The sequence below is a fragment of the Flavobacterium daemonense genome (assembly GCF_007341385.1).
Lineage (GTDB): Bacteria > Bacteroidota > Bacteroidia > Flavobacteriales > Flavobacteriaceae > Flavobacterium > Flavobacterium daemonense.
In genome coordinates this window covers 58689-78536 of record NZ_VJYD01000013.1, presented here as the reverse complement: position 1 = coordinate 78536, position 19848 = coordinate 58689, and the positions used below count along the sequence as shown (strand labels likewise).

The 19848-nt window shown below is 33.3% G+C and carries 16 protein-coding genes; 3 read left to right on the top strand and 13 right to left on the bottom strand.

Going from position 1 to position 19848, the window contains the following annotated elements; genetic code table 11:
* Positions 1-2: 2 nt before the first annotated feature.
* The 10 genes from FND99_RS16005 to FND99_RS15960 form a co-directional block, all read right to left on the bottom strand.
* Positions 3-2978, bottom strand: coding sequence for an ELWxxDGT repeat protein (locus tag FND99_RS16005; RefSeq protein WP_144338947.1), 2976 nt, complete (start codon positions 2976-2978; stop codon positions 3-5).
* A 256-nt stretch (positions 2979-3234) separates the two neighbouring features.
* Positions 3235-3579: a dimethylsulfonioproprionate lyase family protein gene (locus FND99_RS16000; RefSeq protein ID WP_144338946.1), complete on the bottom strand. Its 345-nt coding sequence runs from the start codon at positions 3577-3579 to the stop codon at positions 3235-3237.
* A gap of 230 nt (positions 3580-3809) precedes the next feature.
* Positions 3810-4232, bottom strand: a complete 423-nt coding sequence (locus FND99_RS15995) for a DoxX family protein (protein WP_144338945.1) — start codon at positions 4230-4232, stop codon at positions 3810-3812.
* Positions 4233-4510: 278 nt separating this feature from the next.
* The gene (locus FND99_RS15990; protein WP_144338944.1) at positions 4511-5305 is read right to left on the bottom strand and encodes a helix-turn-helix domain-containing protein; all 795 of its coding nucleotides are present in this window, start codon (positions 5303-5305) and stop codon (positions 4511-4513) included.
* A 227-nt stretch (positions 5306-5532) separates the two neighbouring features.
* Positions 5533-5802, bottom strand: a complete 270-nt coding sequence (locus tag FND99_RS15985; RefSeq protein ID WP_144338943.1) for a hypothetical protein — start codon at positions 5800-5802, stop codon at positions 5533-5535.
* A gap of 78 nt (positions 5803-5880) precedes the next feature.
* Positions 5881-7692: a tetratricopeptide repeat protein gene (locus tag FND99_RS15980; protein WP_144338942.1), complete on the bottom strand. Its 1812-nt coding sequence runs from the start codon at positions 7690-7692 to the stop codon at positions 5881-5883.
* A gap of 188 nt (positions 7693-7880) precedes the next feature.
* Positions 7881-8024, bottom strand: a complete 144-nt coding sequence (locus tag FND99_RS15975) for a hypothetical protein (RefSeq protein WP_246074232.1) — start codon at positions 8022-8024, stop codon at positions 7881-7883.
* 152 nt (positions 8025-8176) lie between these two features.
* Positions 8177-9265 (bottom strand): efflux RND transporter periplasmic adaptor subunit, encoded by a 1089-nt coding sequence (locus FND99_RS15970; protein WP_144338941.1) that lies wholly within the window; start codon positions 9263-9265, stop codon positions 8177-8179.
* 222 nt (positions 9266-9487) lie between these two features.
* On the bottom strand, positions 9488-12778 hold the full coding sequence (locus FND99_RS15965; RefSeq protein ID WP_144338940.1) for an efflux RND transporter permease subunit: 3291 nt from the start codon (positions 12776-12778) through the stop codon (positions 9488-9490).
* A 12-nt stretch (positions 12779-12790) separates the two neighbouring features.
* Positions 12791-14176 carry a TolC family protein gene (locus tag FND99_RS15960; RefSeq protein WP_144338939.1) on the bottom strand — a complete coding sequence of 462 codons (1386 nt, stop codon included), beginning with the start codon at positions 14174-14176 and terminating at the stop codon, positions 12791-12793.
* A 164-nt stretch (positions 14177-14340) separates the two neighbouring features.
* Between FND99_RS15960 and FND99_RS15955 the strand changes: the two genes are divergently transcribed.
* From FND99_RS15955 to FND99_RS15945, 3 genes are all read left to right on the top strand, one after another.
* A complete protein-coding gene (locus FND99_RS15955; RefSeq protein WP_144338938.1) occupies positions 14341-15378 on the top strand; it encodes a sensor histidine kinase in 1038 nt (345 codons plus the stop codon).
* Positions 15378-16076 carry a LytR/AlgR family response regulator transcription factor gene (locus tag FND99_RS15950; RefSeq protein WP_144338937.1) on the top strand — a complete coding sequence of 233 codons (699 nt, stop codon included), beginning with the start codon at positions 15378-15380 and terminating at the stop codon, positions 16074-16076. The genes FND99_RS15955 and FND99_RS15950 overlap by 1 nt, the downstream gene beginning before the upstream one ends.
* Before the next feature lie 213 nt (positions 16077-16289).
* A complete protein-coding gene (locus FND99_RS15945) occupies positions 16290-16694 on the top strand; it encodes a hypothetical protein (protein WP_246074231.1) in 405 nt (134 codons plus the stop codon).
* A gap of 216 nt (positions 16695-16910) precedes the next feature.
* Here the strand turns inward: FND99_RS15945 and FND99_RS15940 are convergent, their stop codons facing one another.
* The 3 genes from FND99_RS15940 to FND99_RS15930 all read right to left on the bottom strand — a co-directional run bounded on the left by FND99_RS15940 (position 16911) and on the right by FND99_RS15930 (position 19784).
* Complete coding sequence (locus FND99_RS15940) at positions 16911-17675, bottom strand: SDR family oxidoreductase (RefSeq protein WP_144338935.1); 765 nt, start codon at positions 17673-17675, stop codon at positions 16911-16913.
* 212 nt (positions 17676-17887) lie between these two features.
* Positions 17888-18613, bottom strand: coding sequence for an SDR family oxidoreductase (locus FND99_RS15935; protein WP_144338934.1), 726 nt, complete (start codon positions 18611-18613; stop codon positions 17888-17890).
* A 247-nt stretch (positions 18614-18860) separates the two neighbouring features.
* Positions 18861-19784 carry a helix-turn-helix domain-containing protein gene (locus tag FND99_RS15930; protein WP_144338933.1) on the bottom strand — a complete coding sequence of 308 codons (924 nt, stop codon included), beginning with the start codon at positions 19782-19784 and terminating at the stop codon, positions 18861-18863.
* Positions 19785-19848 lie beyond the last annotated feature (64 nt).

Sequence of the window (19848 nt, the reverse complement as noted above, 5' to 3'; positions counted from 1 at the left end):
TATTAGTGATTAATGATAACTTTTAGATTGTTAACTTTTCCGTCCGAAAGTTTTACTTTTACAAAATAGATTCCTGTATGCAACCAGCTTACATCATATTTAATTTCGCCTTTTAAGTCATCATTAAATTGTTCCTGAATTTTTTTTCCATTTACATCCCATATCTCGAACTTAACAATTTCAGAATTATCAAAAGATCTAATATTTATTATTTTATTAGCTGGATTAGGATAAACACTTACACGTTTAAGGTCATTATTTTTGGCATTGTTATGATCAATAGTACTCAAGTTTGGGCTATTTATTTTTGCAATGTAAAGTTCATTTCCACTAATATCAGTTCGTGCTCTGAAATATAAAGTATTATCCGTTGCTCCGAATTCTTCAATGCCTTCATTGTCAGCAAATTTTTGGCCATTTGGAAGATTTAAATTTAACTCTACTGGTTGAGCTAATTGATCATTGATCATCGACACTTTATGAGGGAACGTTTCAAGAAAATATAATAAATTTTTATTAAAACATGTCAAGCCTCTGATGTAGGTGAAAACAGCAGATTCTGTGTTAGCGACTTGCTCTGTTATTTTTCCATTAGTTCTCCACAACTCTCTTGGAATCCTTAAATAATCCTCAATCACAAAATATACATATTCACCACATGTTAAAATTGTATTTATATCAAGATTTGATATTGGATGTGTCGCTCCATCAAACAATAAAACAGTACCTCCAATTGTTCCGTCAGTTTTGTAAACTGCCTTATTGTAACTTTCGGGACTTCTGGCAACAAAATATATTTCGTTTTTAAGTGAAGCCGTTATTTGGATATCACTGTCGATATTATCTCCAAAACTTTTGATATGACTTGTTCCAGACGCCGTTCCATCTGAAACCCATACATCATGTGGTCCATAAGTTGTTCCAGATGTTTCTGCAACAATAAATAATTTGTTGTTCACGGTTTGCAGAACCCTCATATCGTTCAAATTTTTTATTTTAATTGTTCCAGATTGGGTACCATCAGTTGTCCATAATGCAGTTCCGGTTTGATCAATAGCAATAAAGTAAATTGTATTGTTCAAGACGGTAAAACTTTTCGGATAACTACTTCTATCAGTAGCTATATCTTTTATCATGTAGGTTCCTGATTCAGTTCCGTCACTTCGCCATAATTCAAAACCATTTAAACCATTGTCAGCAGAAAAATAAAGAATATTATTTATGACAGTAAAAGATTGTTTGTCATTATAATTTTGCAAACTGCTTTTGTTGCCTGGGTTGATATCTTTAACCATAATAGTTCCATTTTCAGTTCCGTCGCTTTTCCATAATTCATATCCATGAGTAGCGTCAATTCCACTAAAAAATAAGGTACCATTTATTGCTTTCATTTCAGACAAGTTGTCCATGCCGTTATAGCCTGGATTTATATCTTTAATCATTTTTGTACCCAGAACAGTACCATCGCTTTTAAACAATTGATTTCCGGATTCTTTCTCGTTTGCACTAAAAAAAAGATTTCCGTTTACATTAGTAAATTTAGAAGCATTACTACTGTTTGAATAATTTAGATCAGCGAAAAAAGAAGTTCCAGATATTGTACCATCTGTACTCCATAGTTCATTTCCTTCTTTTTCAGTTTGTCCTGTGAAGTATGTCTTATTATTAACAGAAACAAAACTTTGTTCTAATCCTGAGATATTACTTGCTTGAACATCTGATAATTTGAATGTACCAGCTGCTGTACCGTCACTTGCCCAAAGTTTCCTTTCTGGGGAATTAGTACCATTGGAATAAAATAAAAGTTTGTTGTTTACTTTATCCACATGAAATTTTTCTATCCATATTGATGATGGTCCTTCACTAATGTCTTTTAATAAAATTGTACCACTTGCAGTTCCATTAGTTTTCCATATTTCAGCTCCATTTACATTGTCATTTGCTATAAAGTAAGCTTCATTATTAAACACTGCGAATTTATTATCATAACTTATACTACTTGTCGCTGTGTTATTAATGTTTTTGACCATCATTGTTCCAGATTCTGTACCATCACTTTTCCATATTTCAGAACCATTAATGCCATCATTAACTTCAAAAATTATCAAATTGTCAAGGGAAACTCCTTTTAAGATTGTGGTGATGGAATTAGTATTTGGATTAATATCTTTAACCATTTGAGTTCCAGATTCTGTACCATCACTTTTCCATAGCTCATAATTATTAAACGTATTATTTGCGAAAAAATAAAAGTTGTTATTCATGATCAAAAATTGATTTCCAAAAGTAAGTCCTGAGCTATTTGGACTAATATTTTTAACCATTTTAGTTCCTGATTCTGTACCATCACTTTTCCAAAGTTCAAAACCATTTACTCCGTCATCGGCTATAAAATACAAAGCATTGTTAAAAATGAATAAATTACTAGGACTGCCATTTCCTTTTGGATTTATATCTTTTACCATATAAGTTCCAGCTTCAGTTCCGTCACTTGTCCAGAGTTCAGAGCCATTGAGCTCATTACTCGCATTAAAATATAATTTTCCTTTCCAGCCAATTAATTCTGTCGGTCCGTTATATTCATCAGTATTGTTTGGCTTTATATCTTTAACTAATGATGTCCCAGCTTCAGTTCCATCACTTTTCCATAATTCGGTACCATGCTCATCATAAGCTGTAAAGTAAAGGAGATTTTCGACAACAGTTAAAGAACTTGGGTTCGAAGAAGTTTGTCCGGCTCTAATGTCTTTAACCATTGCTGTACCTTTTGTAGTACCATTTGAGTACCATAATTCCCGGCCAAACTTTTTATAGTAACCATCTGTTGCAGTAAAAAAGAATCCAGATTTGAAAGGCGTTAATTTTTGAGGGTCGCTATCTTCACGAAAATTTAATTCGACTAAAGTTGCATCTATAGTTTGAGCATTTGTAAATGTAAAAAAAGCTAAAAAAAGAAGTAGAGTAATTTTATATTTCATTCAGGTTTTTTTTATTTTTTGGTAATTTTTTGTTGTTTAATCAATTAATAGTTTTTGTTTGATTTTGATGAATTGGCTTAGAGTGTTTTGAGTTTGGATGTTAAAATACGCAACTATATTTTTTCAAATATATTTAAAATTTCTTACACATAATACAAATTAATTTTATTTCAAAAATTGTAAAGGGACTAGAAAAGACTCATAAAAAAAGCCTTCAAAACAAACATTTCAAAGGCTTAGAAACTTCCTAAAATTATTACTTCAAAATCTGAACTTCTTCCGGAACCATAAACAAAAGTGTACAACCCGTTTTAGAGAACACAGAATGTGTACTTCCCGGAGGCATATACAAATAGTCGCCAGCTTTTAGTTCATCTTTTCCAGAGCGTACTTCGCCTTCAAGAACGTAGATTTCTTCGCCAGCCGGATGCACATGATTGGGATATGACGCGCCAGGTTCAAACTTTAAAAGAAAAGTAGGAGGGCGGTTCGTGGTTTTGTCGAAGCGAAGTACTTTAGCATAAATTCCGTCTGTTTTTATGCCTTCTTCTTGAAGCGATTTCCATTCTAATTCAGTGCTTTTTGTGATTTTAGTTTCCATAATTTATTTCATTTAATTAGTTAAACTGTTGTATAATCATTTTCAACACATAGAAACATAGTCCCGAAGCTTCGGGATTGTAAACTTATAAAGGCGCTTCACTTGCATTAATACATCCCGAGGCTTCGGGACTATGCGTTGAGTAACTAGTTTCTCTTTTGCATTCTTTTAAGTTCATTTAAAACCTATGTTTATGTGTTTGATTATTTTTTCAGGTTCAAAAGGATTTATTAATTTTTTAAAAGATATTCGTCCAAACTCCATCGATAGTTGTCGGCGGTGGCTAAAAGAAAAGAGCCCATAGAAAATACAAATACCGAATAATCAAGAGGTTCTTTAATTCCGAAAGAATACGTCATTGCCAGCGCAAAAAGAAAAGTAAGTATTGAAGCGCCAACAGCCATTTTTCTAGTCTGAAAGCCAATCAATAATAAAACAGCAAATGATGCTTCCAAAAAAGTGCTGAAAATTGCAATTAACGGAATAAAGCTTTTAGGCAAAAAAGAATTGACTTCTTCGGCGTAAGCCAGAAAATTTTCCCAACCAGAAGATTGTTTCCCCAACAAACCCAACCGACTCAAAACGGCTGATAAAAATCCAATTGCCATTGCGATTCGTAAAAGCAAAACGGCAAAATCCTGATATCTTTTCATAGACTATTTTATTAGTTATTAATCAGATACAAAGATCGGGCGGTTGTTCTCGTTAAAGAATAGAGAATCTTGGAAAAAGCATGTAATAGAACATTCCATGCGATTTATTTAAACACATAGAAACATAGGATTACAGTCCTTAAAAAAGGCGTTTCACTTATTTAAACAAACATAGTCAGCTATGTGTTGAGAAACTAGTTTCTCTTTTGCACCCTTTTAAACACATATAAAATCTATGTTTCTATGTGTTAAAAAAAAAACGCGTAACAAGTTTCAAACTATAATTCGGTTACTTTTTCCTTATAAGATTTTGGAGAAATATTCGTGTGCTTTTTGAAGAAGTTCGAAAAATAAAACGGATCATTAAAACCCAAAGCATAAGCCGTTTCTTTAACCGATAATTTCTCGTAAGTAAACAAACGTTTTGCCTCAGAAATAATCAGTCCGAAGATGATATTTTGAGCGGTTTTATTGCAATGTAGTTTGGAGAGTTCATTCAGTTTAGCTTCGGTAGTTCCAATTAAATTGGCAATTTCCGTAACCGAAAGATTTTTGTCAAAATTCCCGCGAATCGCTTCCAGAAAATGAAGAAACAAAGCATCAGGTTTATAAATTTCTTCTCCGAGTTTTATTTTAGACCGATTGATTTCTATTAAAATCAATTGGATTCTGGAATGAATAGAGATGAGGTATTGATAAGGTTTTTCGGCAATTTCTTGCTGAATAAGTTCTAGCGAATCAATAACCAGTTTATCGTCATCAACTTGAATGACTTCATTCATTGCAAAATGGCAGAACAAACTATTATGAAAAATCAGTTCGATGTCGTTATCATTTTTGCAGAAGAAATCATAAGTAAATTCAAGAACAAATCCGGTTGCTTCGTTGCAGTTTTTGATATAATGAATTTGACCAGAAGTGATGGTTATGACTGAATTTTTGGTAATGATATACTCATTTTCATCCACAGAAAGCGTCATTTTACCCGATGTACAAAATAGCAGCATGTATTTTAATACACGTCTCGGATTTTGTAAATCTTCTGCTTGGTCAAATGTTTTTATATCAATCATTTGTGATTCTGTTTTCTCAAAAATAATGCTTTTTTATTTCAGTTTTGAATTATTTATTACATCGTATTGCTGGCGCGAGCGTCTCGCTCGTGCCTTTTATGCGGAATGCGTGCACGAGCGAGACGCTCGCGCCAGCAGGGGGATTTTGAATCCTTATTGAGTGAGGAGTAAGGTTTATAAAATGGAAAAACCTCGATTTTTTAAGGTCGAGGTTTTTTTAATTTTAATTAAAGCCCAACAAATTCAGAGGCATTTACTGTAACAGCTTTTTCAAGTTTAACTTGCAAATTTCTACAAACAGTTTTTAGGTCATCCATAGCTTGATTTGAAGATTTTTTTGGATGCCACATTGTTGTATTTGGTAGTAAATAAGTTTTTGGGTCATTAGGATTTTTAAAGCGATCCAAATAACCTAGTTTTTCTAATGCATCCTTAACTGATGAATGTAATTTGTCAATATCATAAGATATTAAGACGTTTGCAACTGTTGTTCCCATAATATTTAATATTTAAAATTTTTGGAAATGTAGTATGTTCTATTGATTAGGTATTATGGTTTTCCGTAACCATATATTTTAATTTATTTCTGACAGTAAATAATTTAATCGGTTTTCAAATACTTCTGAAAAGATTTTTGAATTTGAGGTATTATTATGCATTAAGTCTCTAAAAAGATATATACTGTTTTCTAATTCAACCTTATTATTTTTTTTGTCTTGAAGTAAAAGATCAATTTGTAAATTAATTGCTATGATAAAATCTTGAGAATTATTTGGATTTCTTTTTGCATTTATTGTGAAAAGTTGAATAGATTTATTAATCATTAATAATGCTTTTTCTAATTTATTATGATTAATTAAATCTATGGAAAATATTCTATATATATTTGCTAATAATGGTTCATAAAGATTTTTATCAATACTTACTAAATCATTTTCTTGAGATAATATATTTTCATACAAATTTTCTTTTTCTTTTAAATTAATAGTTATTGCTGCAACATCGATTTGTGAGATAATTTTATCTCGAAGATATTTTTTTGGATTGTATTCTGATAATTCTAGATAGAGATTGTATGATTTATTACAGTATATCTCATCATTAGTTAGACGGAAAAGCCACAAGTATAATTGTGCTAATGAACTTTTATTCCTTTCAACTTTATATTGTATTCCTTCAAGGATATTTAATGCCTGCATTAAATATTTTTTTGCATCCTCTTTCTCATTTAAATCGAAATAAGTTATGCCTAAATTTGCTAAACATGAAGCTACTTCATGTGAGTTTTTGTCAAAAATAATTTCAGTTAATTCTAAGGCTTTTTTGTGAAATCTTAAAGCCTCTCTATATTGACCTTTTTTATTTAATAAAATTCCTTGGACACTTAATGTATTAATATGAAAGTCAATTTCTTTTGGGTTTTTATCGATCAAATATTTTTGAAAAGATAAAGCATTGTTGATATATTGAGTGGCGCTCGAATCATCATTAAGTGTTTGAAAAATATATGCTAGAAATAAACAGGTTCTATTAAGTATATGAATCGATTCATAATTTAGATCCGTTTTTTTTACAGAGTTGTCGTTTCCAGGTCCAACGATACGTTTAAACAATTTTACAGCATTAGTATATTGTACATTATTGTAAAGAAATTTACCATAATAGAACAAATTTTCTAAATAGGGATAGATGTCAATTGATTTTTGATAATTTATCTCTGCTTCATTATTTTTGCCTTGAGCTTCTTTCACTTGAGCAGTTAATAATCTTTTTTGAGCAATAGTTATTTCCTCTTTTATTAGAGTGTCTTCATTTATTAAATTTAATGTGGCTTCAAGATCATTTAATTCAAAAAAACATTTTTTAGCTTTTTCTAGAGAATTGGCGCTATTTAATAGCATTTTTTCTATATCATCAATTTTTTCTTTAAATTGTTGTTTTTCCTTTTCTAATTTTTCAATTAATTTGAAATTAGCCTTATTGTCCAATTCTTGTCTAAGATAATGAACTTCAAATTCTAGTTTTTGATATTCTATGAACTTTGTATAATTTAGTTTGCCTGAAGTCAAATCACTTTCATGTTGCTTTTTTGCATCTTTCAAATATTGAACAGTGAAATGTAATTCATCGGTGTCAATTTTTTTATGACATTCTCTACATAACCAAATTGAGTTTGAAATATTTGCTACTTCTTCATCACTGAGTAAATTATCAAATCTTTTATTTGGAGAATTATTTTTTCCTTTTATATGTGCAGCTTCTCCAAGACTAATTGATTTTTCAGGATCAGTATGAGGAATAGATGTTAGTCTTTTACATATAGTACACATTTCCCCAGCTCTTTTTCTAAGAGTGCTTATAGTCTTTTGTGTAAAATCTCTTTTCAAAATTATTTAATCAATTTATGCTTTGTTTCAGTAATAATTCATTCAAATATATTCTTTTTAAATTACAAAAAAAAAGGACAATCCCTCTTCAAAAAAGAGGAACTGTCCTAAATACAAATTTTTAAATTTGCATTCCTAAGAATGCGTACAGTTTTTGGGTAATCTACTAAAAAGAAGACTAAACGAGGTTATTCGTTTATTGTGTCGCCTTCCTTAGTTTCTTCGCTGGCAATTTTTACCAGTTTATCTTTTGGAGACAAATCACCGAAAATTTCAATTTTATCGTCGATTTCTATTCCTTCTTTAATGTCAATTGTTATTTCGGTTTCCAAACGAAAAAAAGAAGCGGCACTAAAAATAGCACCGCTCCCTTTTCAAAATAAATTTAATTTTGCATTTTAAAACCAAATCAAATTTTAAAATGCCGCATTCGTAAATGCGTACAGTTTTTGGGTAATCTACTAAGAAGAAGACTAAACGCAGGTTATTCGTTTATTGTGTCGCCTTCCTTAGTTTCTTCACTGGCAATTTTTACCAGTTTATCGTTTGGAGACAAATCACCGAAAATTTCAATTTTATCGTCGATTTCTCTTCCTTTTTTAATGTCAACTCTTGTCGCTTTGTGGTTCACCACTTTTACCACATAAATTCCTTCTGCAGAGCTTACCACAGCCGATTTCGGAACTACAAAAGTGCTGTCTTTCGCGTTAAGCGGCAATAAAACTTCGGCAACCATTCCTGGCAATAAATCGCCTTTTGTATTGTGAACGTCCATTTCGACTCTTTCAGAACGAAGTTTTAAATCCAATGCGCCTGACATTCTGGTAATTGTTGCTTTAAAAGTTTCCGGCAATGATTTTACGTTGAAACTCATTTCGTCGCCTTGGTGCAAATATCCTGTGTACAATTCTGGAACCGAAACGGCTAAACGCAATTTGCTTTGCTCCTGAATCGTTAATAAAGGCAAATCAGAACCTTTTCCTGACGGACCAACAAATGTTCCTAAATTCACATTTCTAGCCGCTACAACACCGTCAAAAGGAGCACGGATTTCAAGATAACCTCTCATAATCGAGATTTCTTTGTGTGCTGCAATTGCGGCTTGATATTGTGCGTAATCAGAATTCTTTTTTCCGTTTGCCATTTCTAAATCATTTTTAGAAATCGTTCCTTCCACCTTGCTGGTTTCATACAAACGGTTGTAGGTACTTTTGCTGGTTGCATAAATCGCTTCCATCGATTTTAATCTCGATTCGGCTGCAGCCAATTGCGAACTGATTTCAGGCGCTTCTAAAACAATCAAAAGTTGTCCTTTTTTTACTTTTGAACCAATATCAACTTTTAGATCTTTTACGAAACTGCTCACTTTTGCATATAAATCTACTTGTTGAAAACCAGTTAATTCGGCTGGTAAACGCAATTCGGTAGTCAGTTTTTCTTTTTCTAAAAGAAAGGTTTCTGTTTTAGGTTCGATTTCTGCTGTAACAACTTCTTCTTTTTTAGAATTACAGCTGTTCAGGAAAAATAATGCTGCAAAAAACAGCGCGCTATATTTTATAATTTTAGTGTTCATTTTTTGGTTTTATATAATGAATATGTTTTTAATTCTTTGAGAGTGATTATTTTAACACATAGATACATAGCTTTTCTTTGTGCATAAAAGGCGTTTCACTTTTTAAAATACATCCCGAGGCTTCGGGACTATGTGTGAAAACTAGTTTTTTCTTTTACCTTTTTTTATTTAAAACTAAAATCTATGTTTCTATGTGTTAAAAAAATAATTACACTCAACGAGTTATGACTTTGCAACTTTCGACTTACTTAAAGATGAGATATAATGGATACTTTCTTCGTCTTCAGGATCTAAAGAAACAGATTGTGTTGTTGTTTTTTCTTGTGCCCACGCAAATATCTGCGGAAGGATTAATAATACGGCAAAAGTAGAAAATAATAATCCGCCGATAACCGCTCTTCCTAACGGAGAAACTTGATCGCCTCCTTCGCCGTGACCAATTGCCATTGGCAACATTCCCATAATCATCGCAACTGATGTCATGATAATTGGACGAAGACGCAACGCCGCTGCTTCACGCGCCGATTCTAATGCATTTCCATTTCGTTTTCGTAATTGCTCGGCATTGGTAACCAATAAAACGGCATTCGCAATCGAAACCCCAACCGACATGATGATTCCCATGTACGATTGTAAATTTAATGTTGAACCAGTTAAAGTCAGCATTATTAAGGCTCCTAAAACTACCGCCGGAACGGTTGTTAAAATCACCAACGAAACTTTGAACGACTGGAAATTAGCGGCCAACATTAAGAAGATTACAAAAATGGCAACCAATAATCCTACTTGCAAACTGCTTAATGTTTCCTCCAATACTTTACTTAATCCAATTGGTGTTATGAATAACCCCCTAGGTAATTCACCCAACGAATTGATTGTTGTAGCAACGTCTTTTGAAGCCGTCCCCAAATCGGTCTGATTGATGTTTGCTGTAACAGTAATGTATGGCATTGCCCCTAAATTGTCGTTTTCACCGCTTACAAAGCCAGGTGTAATTTTTGCAACGTCGCTTAAAACAGGACGAAGCGAATTTTTTAATAATGGAATTTCGCCAATATCAGTCTTGCTTTTCATTTTGTTCAAAGGCACTTGCACCTGAACGTTGTATGATAATCCGGCTCTTTCATCAACCCAAGTATTTTTCTCTGTATATCTTGATGATGAAGTCGAAGCTACAAGAGATCTCGAAATATCATTCATGTCAACGCCTAATTCGGCGGCGCGCGTTCTGTCAATATCAATATTCATTGCTGGATAATGAATTGGCTGTCCAATTTGAACGTCTCTGAAATACGAAATCGCTTTTAGTTTTTCTACAATCTGATTCGCGTATAATTCATTTCGTTTTTTGTCTTTTCCTGCAATTCGAACTTCGATTGGAGTAGGAGATCCTTGGCTCAAAACTTTATCGGTCAATTCAATTGGTTCAAAAGAAACTTTTGTATTCGGAAGCAGTTTTTTAAGTCGGCTTCTAAACTCGTCTTTGAACTCATCCATATCCTCGTGATAATCTTTCAAACTTACCTGAAAAACAGCTTCATGAGAACCTGCCATGAACAAATAAATTGGGTTGATTGAGAACAATGACGGGTGTTGTCCCACATATACAGAGGTAATTCCGATATGTTCTTCGCCAACCATTTTTTTCAATTCTTTCAAAACAATTACGGCTTGTTCTTCTGTTCTTTCCAAACGTGTTCCGTCAATTGCTCGCAATCTCAATTGAAACTGACTAGAATTGGTTCTCGGGAAAACATCTTTTCCAATAAATGTGATCAATAAAACAGCTAAAGCCGTTGCAGAAATCAAATACGTAATAGTTGTGATTTTTTTATGAACGAACAAACGATCCAGCAATTTCATAAAGCGAATTTTGAATCGCTCAAACGGACTTATTTTTCCGTTTTGATCAGTATCTAATCTTTCGACCATTACTCTTTTCTGCGTAATCAAATCTTTTTCAGATTCTGGTGTTAATCCGCAGTCTCTAAATTCTGCTTCATCATCTGTAATTTCTGGACCATGTTCGTGTTTTGCATGTCCTTTCATTAACCAGTTTGCCATTACAGGAACAAATGTCTGAGATAATAAGAATGAAATTACCATTGAAAAACCAATTGCCAAAGCCAATGGCAAAAACAACGCTCCCGGAATTCCGACCATTGTAAATGCCGGAGCAAATACCGCCAAAATACAAAGCAAGATCAATAATTTAGGCAAGGCAATTTCTTGACAGGCGTCCCAAATAGCGAGCGCTTTTGGTTTCCCCATGTCGAGATGCTGGTGAATATTTTCAATCGTCACCGTACTTTCATCCACCAAAATACCAATTGCCAAAGCCAATCCTGATAATGACATCAAGTTGATCGTTTGCCCGAATAATTTCAGGAATAAAACTCCAGAAATAATAGAAATTGGAATTGTCATAATTACGATCAAAGCCGCACGACGGTCACCAAGGAATAATAAAACCATTAATCCCGTTAAAACCGCACCAATAATTCCCTCTGTAATCAAACTTTTAACCGAGTTGATTACATAAACAGACTGGTCAAATTCGTATGATAATTTAACGTCTTCAGGCAATGTGCTCTGAATTTTTGGCAATTCGGCTTTTAATTTCTGAACCACATCCCAAGTCGAAGCATCTCCGGCTTTTGCAATACTGATGTAAACCGAACGTTTTCCGTTTACCAATGCATAACCTTGTGTAATATCGGCACCATCTTTTACAACAGCGACATCGCCTAATTTCAAGTTTTGAACGCTTCCTTTAAATAACGGAATGTTTTCAAAATCCTTGATTTCCTTAATGGTATTATTTGTTGGCGTAATATAGTTTTTATCGCCCATTCTCACGTTTCCAGATGGCGCAGTTTGGTTGTTGATTCTGATAGCTTCAACAATTTGGTCTGGCGTCATATTGTGCGAACGCAATAAATCTGGATCTACGTTAACCTCAATTGTTCTTGGGCTTCCGCCAAAAGGAGCTGGCGATAATAATCCCGGAATCGAAGTAAACGAAGCACGAACGTAAACGTTGGCTAAATCCTGCAATTCGTTGTTTGAACGTATTTTACTGCTCAAAACCAATTGTCCAATTGGCAAAGAAGAAGCATCAAAACGAATGATAAACGGAGGCTGTGTTCCCGGTGGAAAAGCCGCTTGGATTCTGTTTGAAAGCGCACTCAACTCGGCAGCAGCCTGAGCCATATTCGTACCTTCGTAATAGGTTAATTTCATAATCATCAACCCCTGAATATTTTTGGTCTCTACTGATTTTATACCATTCGAGAAAGGTAAAACGTTCACGTAGTTTTTGGCAAAATAAGCTTCCATTTGGTCTGGCGTATAACCTCCAAATGGGTGTGCAATATAGATAACCGGCAAATTCATTTTTGGCAGAATATCTACCTTAATGTCTTTGATGGCACCAATTCCGAAGAAAAATAGACCCGCAACCAATACTAATATGGAGATGGGTTTGCGGAGTGCAAAACGTATTAAATTCATTAGGCTCTATAATTAAAATTCATTTATAAATAAGTCAAAATCACCTGTTGCGGCTACTTTCAGCAAGAACGACTGCCATACATTGTTGTTGACAATATCACGGTCGATTTCGGCGCGGTTCAACGTAAACATCGTTTGTGTCAAATCGGTCAAATCGGTTAAGCCGTTTTTGTATAAAGTCGATTTTTGAATATAAGCGCGTTGTGCGGCATTGACTTGAATTGGTGCTTCGGCATAATTTTCCAAAGTGATTTTTATTTTATCTTCGGCGAAAGCCAGCTGTGACTGTAATTCTCTGCTCGCTTGATTATATTCTTCTTGCAGACCTTGCGAAACAAATTTTTGAGATGTTACTTGTTTGTTGGCTCTAAAAGGCGTTGTCAAATTCCACGTAATTCCAACTCCAACCAAGTAATTTGAACGATCTGGATTTACGCCATCCCAATAATTTCTGCTGAAATTGGATTGATCTAGCGCATAACCCGTTTCAAAACCCGAAGCTCTGGTTTGTAAAACACCAAAAGCGCTCATCGTCGGGTAATAAAAGCGTTTGTATAATTTAACTTGTTGATTGCTATACTCAATCTTAGTTTTATAAAATTGCAAAAGCGGATGCAGACTGTCAGTCGAAGCTGTTGATCTTAAAACTTCTTTCGGAATTTGATTTACGAATAAAGTATCAGCAATAAAATCTTGAGGTGCAACACCCATTAAATCAACCAGTTTGTTGTTTTGTTCCTTAACGAAATTTCGAGCAAGATTCAGCGCGATTTTTGCTTTTGAAACTTCAGCTGTTGCCAAGGTCGAATCTACTCCAGCCAATAATCCGTTTTTAACTCGGGCAACAGCTGTCTTTTTGAAAACTTCTGCACGGCTTAAATTCTTTTGCTGTGAAATCAGTAACCTTTGGCTCGCCAATAAATTCAAATAAGCGGCTGAAATTTTAATTTTCTGTTGGAACATTTCCTGCTCTAAATCTTTTTCTTTTGCCTGAACATCAACTTTTGCTAAATTGATTTTTTCCTGAGTTTTTCCGAAAGTGAAAAAGTCCCAGTTCATGTTCACTAAATATAAAGCGCCAAAAGCAGAATTCCAGTTTTGGTTTGGTAATACAGGTCCAGAAGAAGCAGTTCCTAAACCATTAAATCCATATAATGCACCGTTTTGTCCATTAATAGTTCCATAATCTTGTTGAGCAGATAAATTAAGATTAGGAAGATAATCACGTCGAGATTGTTTTAATGTCTCTTTTGAGGCACTGGCGTAATTGTTTTTTGCTTTGATCGAACCATAGTTTTCAAGACCCGTTTTTATTGCTTCTTTTAAAGACAAGGTTTGTGAATAACCATTTGAGGCTAAAATCAAGAAAAATAATAAAGTAATTTTTTTGAAATACATAAAACTCAAAGTGTGAAATTAAAGCGCAAATTTATTTCTCTTATGCAGATAAAGCGGTTGTTAAGTGATGTACTGCACTGATAAATGACCAATTGAATTTGTCATTTTTTGGAAAAAATAATTAAATATTTGTCCGTACTTTGTGAACTATTTAAGTTTTAAAAATGAATAAAAAGTTTGATAATATATTGGATAACAAGTGGTGGCAGGAAATTGCTGTTGTCCTTTTTTCATTTACAATTTATACGTTAAAAAATGACTGGATGCTTTTCAGCTCCGCCACTTCCATATTAATGGGAATTTTTTTCTACTGCATTTTGTACATGCATGCGCAGTTTAATCGCTTTTTTCTTCTTCCAATATTATTCAAAACACAACGTCCTATAACCTATATTTTTCTGACTCTTTTTGGTGTTTTTGTGTTTTCCGTCATTCTTTATGAGATTACAATGCTTGATATGTTCAGCAATTGCCGTTTGTATCAAAACTCGCATCAAAGAAGTTATATTTATCAATTAGCGAGTGTTTTAGGAACTTTGGTTTGTATTTTAAGCCCAATTATTGTTTTTAAATTTTACAGAATCCACAGAAAACATACTGATGAAACGTTGCTATTCAACCAAATGCAGTTGAATTCGCTAAAAGGACAATTGAATCCGCATTTTTTATTCAATACTTTTAATACGCTTTACGGAATTAGCCTGGAATTTCCTGACCGAACTCCTGATTTGATTATGAAAGTTTCGCAATTAATGCGTTATCAGCTTGAAAGCAATAACAAACAATGCGTAACTTTAGAAGATGAATTGGAGTTTATAAACAGTTATGTACAGCTCGAAAAAGAACGTGTTGGCTATCGTTGTGATATTACTTATGATTGTAAAATCGACAATGAAAACGCCTATAAAGTGTCGCCAATGCTTTTAATCGCTTTTATAGAAAATGCTTTTAAACACGGAACTTGTGCTATCGAAAAATGTTTTGTGAGAATCTTTATTACGGTTGAAAATGGTTTGTTGCATTTGCACGTTGTAAATTCAATTCCGACGAAAAAAACCGATGTTGTTTCAACTAAAATTGGCTTAAAAAATACTATTGAGAGACTGAATTTGATTTATGGAAAAGACTATAAATTAGACATTCAAGACGATAAAAAAACGTATATAATTGATTTGAAACTGCAGCTGAAAAAGTTTGTATAATGAAAGAGCCAAAAAAATGTATTATTGTTGATGATGAGCCAGCGGCGCATTACGTTTTGGCGAATTATATCAAGCAGAATCCGCAATTAGAATTGGTTTTTCAAGGTTATAACGGAATTGAAGCAATGGATTATCTGCGTGAAAATCAGGTCGATTTGATGTTTTTGGATATCAATATGCCTGAGATTTCGGGAATGGAACTATTGAAAATTATTCCAAATCACCCTAAGACAATTTTAACGACAGCTTATTCTGAATTTGCGCTTGAAAGTTATGATTATGGCGTAATTGATTATTTGTTGAAACCTATTTATTTTCCAAGATTTTTGAAAGCGGTTGACCGATTTTTTTCGACAGAAAATGTAAAAGTCAAGGAAGAAGAAGCTGCAATAAATTCAGTTAGTGTCAAAGTTGATGGTTTTTTTATTGATATCGAATTGGATCAGCTTTTATATGCTCAGAGTTTTGGAAATTATGTGAAACTGCATACGTTAAAACGAACGTATTTAGCTTCGATAACAACAACTGAATTTGAGAAATGCCTGCCCGAAAGGAACTTTATACGAATTCACAAATCGTATATCGTAGCATTGGATAAAATTGAAGAAACCGAAAAAGATTTTGTGATCATTAAACATGAAAAACTGCCTATTGGAATTACTTATAAAAGAGAACTTTCTGATCGACTTAAGAAGTAATTGTTAATTGTTGATTGTCAATTATTAATTATGTTGCTACAGTAAGCTGAGACAAAAAAATCTAAAAAATTAATTTGTTCTTCATTTAAAAGTAGTAATTTTAATACGATATTTTTGATGTATTAATTTTTTAAACAAAGAATTATGAGAAGTCTTTTGCTGATTTTTCTTTTTTTATGCCGAGGTTTTCTTTTTGCACAAGAAGGCACAAATATGAAGAAAGTAATAACGCCTCCAGAAAAGGTGCAATTTGCTTTTGATAAAGAATATCCAGGAAAAACGGCTGTTTGGTCGGAAGAATATGTGGGAGACGATGATGATGAAATTCGTTATGAAGCGAAATTCAACAAAGACAAAAACACAAAAGCAGTCGCGATTTATGACAATTTAGGAGTTTTGAAAGCATTTGAACTTCAAATTCCGTTAAGTAAATTGCCTTGGCCTGCGCAGAATTATTTGAGAAAGAATTATTCACCAAAAGCGATTAAGGAAATAGCGGTTGTTGTTGATGATAAAAATAAAACAACGTATGAAGTTGGAGTGACTAAAGACTCAAAATTTTATGATGTTGTTTTTGATAAAGATGGTGACTTTGATGTCATAATCGAGAAAAATTAAAATATGTTTGCTTACTAATTCAATATATTTGAAAAGACAAACCCGGCAGTTTTAGGACTGTCGGGTTTTGTTTTTGTATTAAATTTTAGTTAACCATTAATAATCAACCATCAAAAATTAACCGTCAAAAATTAACCGTCAAAAATTAACAATTAATAATCAACCATCAACAATCAACCATCAACAATCAACCATCAACCATTAAAGCATCAACCATTAAAGCATCATTCCACCAGAAGCTTCAATTCTTTGCGCATTTACCCATCGTGCGTCTTCGGTGCATAAAAAGGCAACCACACCGCCAATATCATCTGGCAAACCAACTCTTCCTAAAGCTGTTGCTGCTGCTAAATTTTTGTTCAATTGCTCATTATCGCGAACAACTCCGCCACCAAAATCTGTTTCGATGGCACCTGGAGCCACAACATTTGCTCTAATTTTTCTTGCGCCTAATTCTTTCGCCTGATATTTTGTTAAAGTTTCAATTGCACCTTTCATGGAAGCATAAGCCGCATAACCAGGAAAAGAAAATCGTGCTAAACCTGTTGAGATATTTACAATTCCACCACCGTCATTCATAACGTTCAAAGCTTTTTGCGTCAAGAAAAACGGACCTTTGAATTGAATATTTGTCAATTGATCAAATTCTGCTTCTGTAGTTCCAATAAAAGAATTGTGAATCCCGATTCCAGCGTTATTTATTAAAAAATCAAATTTATCTGTTTTGAAAGTGCTTTTTAAAACTGCTTTTACTTCTTCAAAAAAGGCGTCAAAAGTTCCAGATTCTGCAACATTAAGTTGTAGCGAAGCTGCTTTTTGTCCTAAACTTCCAATTTCTTTTACTACTGAATCGGCTTCGTCTTTTTTGCTGTTATACGTAATAATTACGTCGATTCCTTTTTTTGCAATTGCTATTGCCATATTTTTTCCTAAACCTCTGCTACCGCCTGTAACCAGAGCTATTTTTGTATTTATTGTCATGTTTTTTAATTGTGAGTTGTGAAATGTGAAATGTGAAATGTGAAATGTGAAATGTGAATTGTTTTTAAACACATAGAAACATAGATTTTTTCTTTTCAAAAAGAGTACAAAAAGAAACTAGTTTCTCACACATAGCAAACTTAATGTTTGTTTAAATAAATAAAATGCCTTTTATGCGTTTATAATCTCTATGTTTCTATGTGTTTAAATTATTAGTTCCCGTGTAGCGCCTCAAACGATGCTTTTAATTCAGGAACACTTGCGTTTAATCTTGTTTCGCTGGTTCCAAAAGTAAGTTCCTGTCTTCCGTTTTTTAATTGCTCAAAAATAGATTCGATAAAACTGCTCACGCTTGGATGCGCGTCGTGCAGGCCAATTCCGCCTAAATCAGTATTCAATGCTGGCGGAATAATTTCGATTACTTCGATATTTTTTGCTTTTAGCAAATGACGAAGTGAAAGCGTAAACGAACGGAAAAATGCTTTTGTAGCTGAATAAACAGGAACTTTTGCAAATGGAGAAAATGCCAATCCAGAAGTTACATTCATTACCGTTGTCAATGATTTTAACTGAATAAATAACGAAGTTAAATGCAATGGAGCTTCAATATTAGTATTGATTTCTGTTTTCATGCTTTCATAAAAATCTGCATCAGTAACTGAAACCCATTTCTGAATTCCAGCGTTGTTGATTAAAACATTCAAATCGGGATGATTTTCGGCAATCCATTCATAAAGTGCAATGCGTTCTTTTTCATTACTTAAGTCACAGACTTTTGTAATAACCGAAGGGAATTTTGCTTTTACTTCGTTTAAAACCGATTCTCTTCTTCCGCATATAATAACGGTATTGTTTTCCTGAATAAATCTTTCGGCAAGCCCAAGTCCAATACCACTTGCACCGCCTGTTATTAAAATTTTGTTGTTTGATAAATTCATCTTTTCTGATCTTTTAAATTGTTAATACAAAGGTAAGATCGAAGTAGAGCTGGGGAATTGTAAATATCAAATCGATGTTTGCGAAATTCAAATCAAATTATTTTATGTCAGTGTGAGGAACGAAGCAACCAAACTCATATGAGTCATTAGTTTTATTTAGCAAATGAGATTGCTTCGTTCCTCGCAATGACCAAACTTTATGGTAACTATTGTAAATAATCTAAAATCTGCAATCTAAAATCTACAATTAAGCTCTAAAAGCCAAAGGCGTCAATGAAGTTTGCTTTTTAAAGAAATTGGAAAAGTGCGCTAGTTCTTCAAAACCTAAAGAATAAGCGATTTCTGAAATATTCCAATCCGTTTGTTTTAAAAGGATTTTTGCTTCGTTTGTCAATCGGGAACTAATTAATTCGGTTGTCGTTTTTCCGGTATTTTCCTTTAAAACTTTGTTCAAATGATTGACATGAACCGATAATCTCGAAGCAAAATCTTTTGCCGTTCGTAATTCTAATCGCTGATTTGGCGACTCAATTGGGAATTGTCTTTCTAATAATTCAGCAAATAAAGAGGAAACTCTCGCAGCCGAATTATGTTTGGAATAAAGTGCTGTTATAGGTTGTAATTTTTGTCCGAAGTGAATTAATTCTGCAACATAATTTCGGATCAAATCATATTTATAGATGTAATCCGAATTGATTTCTTTTTGTATTTTGTTGAAAATCAATTCAACTTCTGAAACTTCTTCGTCTGAAAGCTGAAAAATGGGATAACCTTCTGAAGCAAAAATTGGAAGTTCGTCAAGATCAATGCCGCTTTTGCTTTTGGATAAAAACTCACTTGTAAAAACACAAAATTGCCCAGCTTGATTAGTGTCTTGAGGCAGATAATTATACGGAATTTTTGGCGTTGCAAATAACAATCCTTGTTTTTCAATTTCGATTATCTTATCAGCATATTCGGCGCGGTTATGGCCTCTTATCAAGCTTATTTTGTAGTAAGCCCTGCGGTCATAAGGCATTCCGGGTTTTCCTTTCATGCGTTCAAGAAGTTCCTTGATGTCGAAAACATTAAAATGCCCAATTTCTTTCTGAATGTCATTTGGCAATAATGAAGTAGGTTCAATTGCGGAGCCTTCGGTAATATCTTGATAAAATGAATCTAGGGATTTCATATTTGTGAATTGTAAAATTCAAATATACGAAAATTATAGAATTGTTTTTTTTGTTTAAGGTTTA

Bases quoted from the DNA above. Each gene is read 5' to 3' on its own strand.
- FND99_RS16005 (WP_144338947.1), bottom strand. From the start codon at position 2,978: ATGAAATATAAAATTACTCTACTTCTTTTTTTAGCTTTTTTTACATTT.
- FND99_RS16000 (WP_144338946.1), bottom strand. From the start codon at position 3,579: ATGGAAACTAAAATCACAAAAAGCACTGAATTAGAATGGAAATCGCTT.
- FND99_RS15995 (WP_144338945.1), bottom strand. From the start codon at position 4,232: ATGAAAAGATATCAGGATTTTGCCGTTTTGCTTTTACGAATCGCAATG.
- FND99_RS15990 (WP_144338944.1), bottom strand. From the start codon at position 5,305: ATGATTGATATAAAAACATTTGACCAAGCAGAAGATTTACAAAATCCG.
- FND99_RS15985 (WP_144338943.1), bottom strand. From the start codon at position 5,802: ATGGGAACAACAGTTGCAAACGTCTTAATATCTTATGATATTGACAAA.
- FND99_RS15970 (WP_144338941.1), bottom strand. From the start codon at position 9,265: ATGAACACTAAAATTATAAAATATAGCGCGCTGTTTTTTGCAGCATTA.
- FND99_RS15965 (WP_144338940.1), bottom strand. From the start codon at position 12,778: ATGAATTTAATACGTTTTGCACTCCGCAAACCCATCTCCATATTAGTA.
- FND99_RS15960 (WP_144338939.1), bottom strand. From the start codon at position 14,176: ATGTATTTCAAAAAAATTACTTTATTATTTTTCTTGATTTTAGCCTCA.
- FND99_RS15955 (WP_144338938.1), top strand. From the start codon at position 14,341: ATGAATAAAAAGTTTGATAATATATTGGATAACAAGTGGTGGCAGGAA.
- FND99_RS15950 (WP_144338937.1), top strand. From the start codon at position 15,378: ATGAAAGAGCCAAAAAAATGTATTATTGTTGATGATGAGCCAGCGGCG.
- FND99_RS15945 (WP_246074231.1), top strand. From the start codon at position 16,290: ATGAAGAAAGTAATAACGCCTCCAGAAAAGGTGCAATTTGCTTTTGAT.
- FND99_RS15940 (WP_144338935.1), bottom strand. From the start codon at position 17,675: ATGACAATAAATACAAAAATAGCTCTGGTTACAGGCGGTAGCAGAGGT.
- FND99_RS15935 (WP_144338934.1), bottom strand. From the start codon at position 18,613: ATGAATTTATCAAACAACAAAATTTTAATAACAGGCGGTGCAAGTGGT.
- FND99_RS15930 (WP_144338933.1), bottom strand. From the start codon at position 19,784: ATGAAATCCCTAGATTCATTTTATCAAGATATTACCGAAGGCTCCGCA.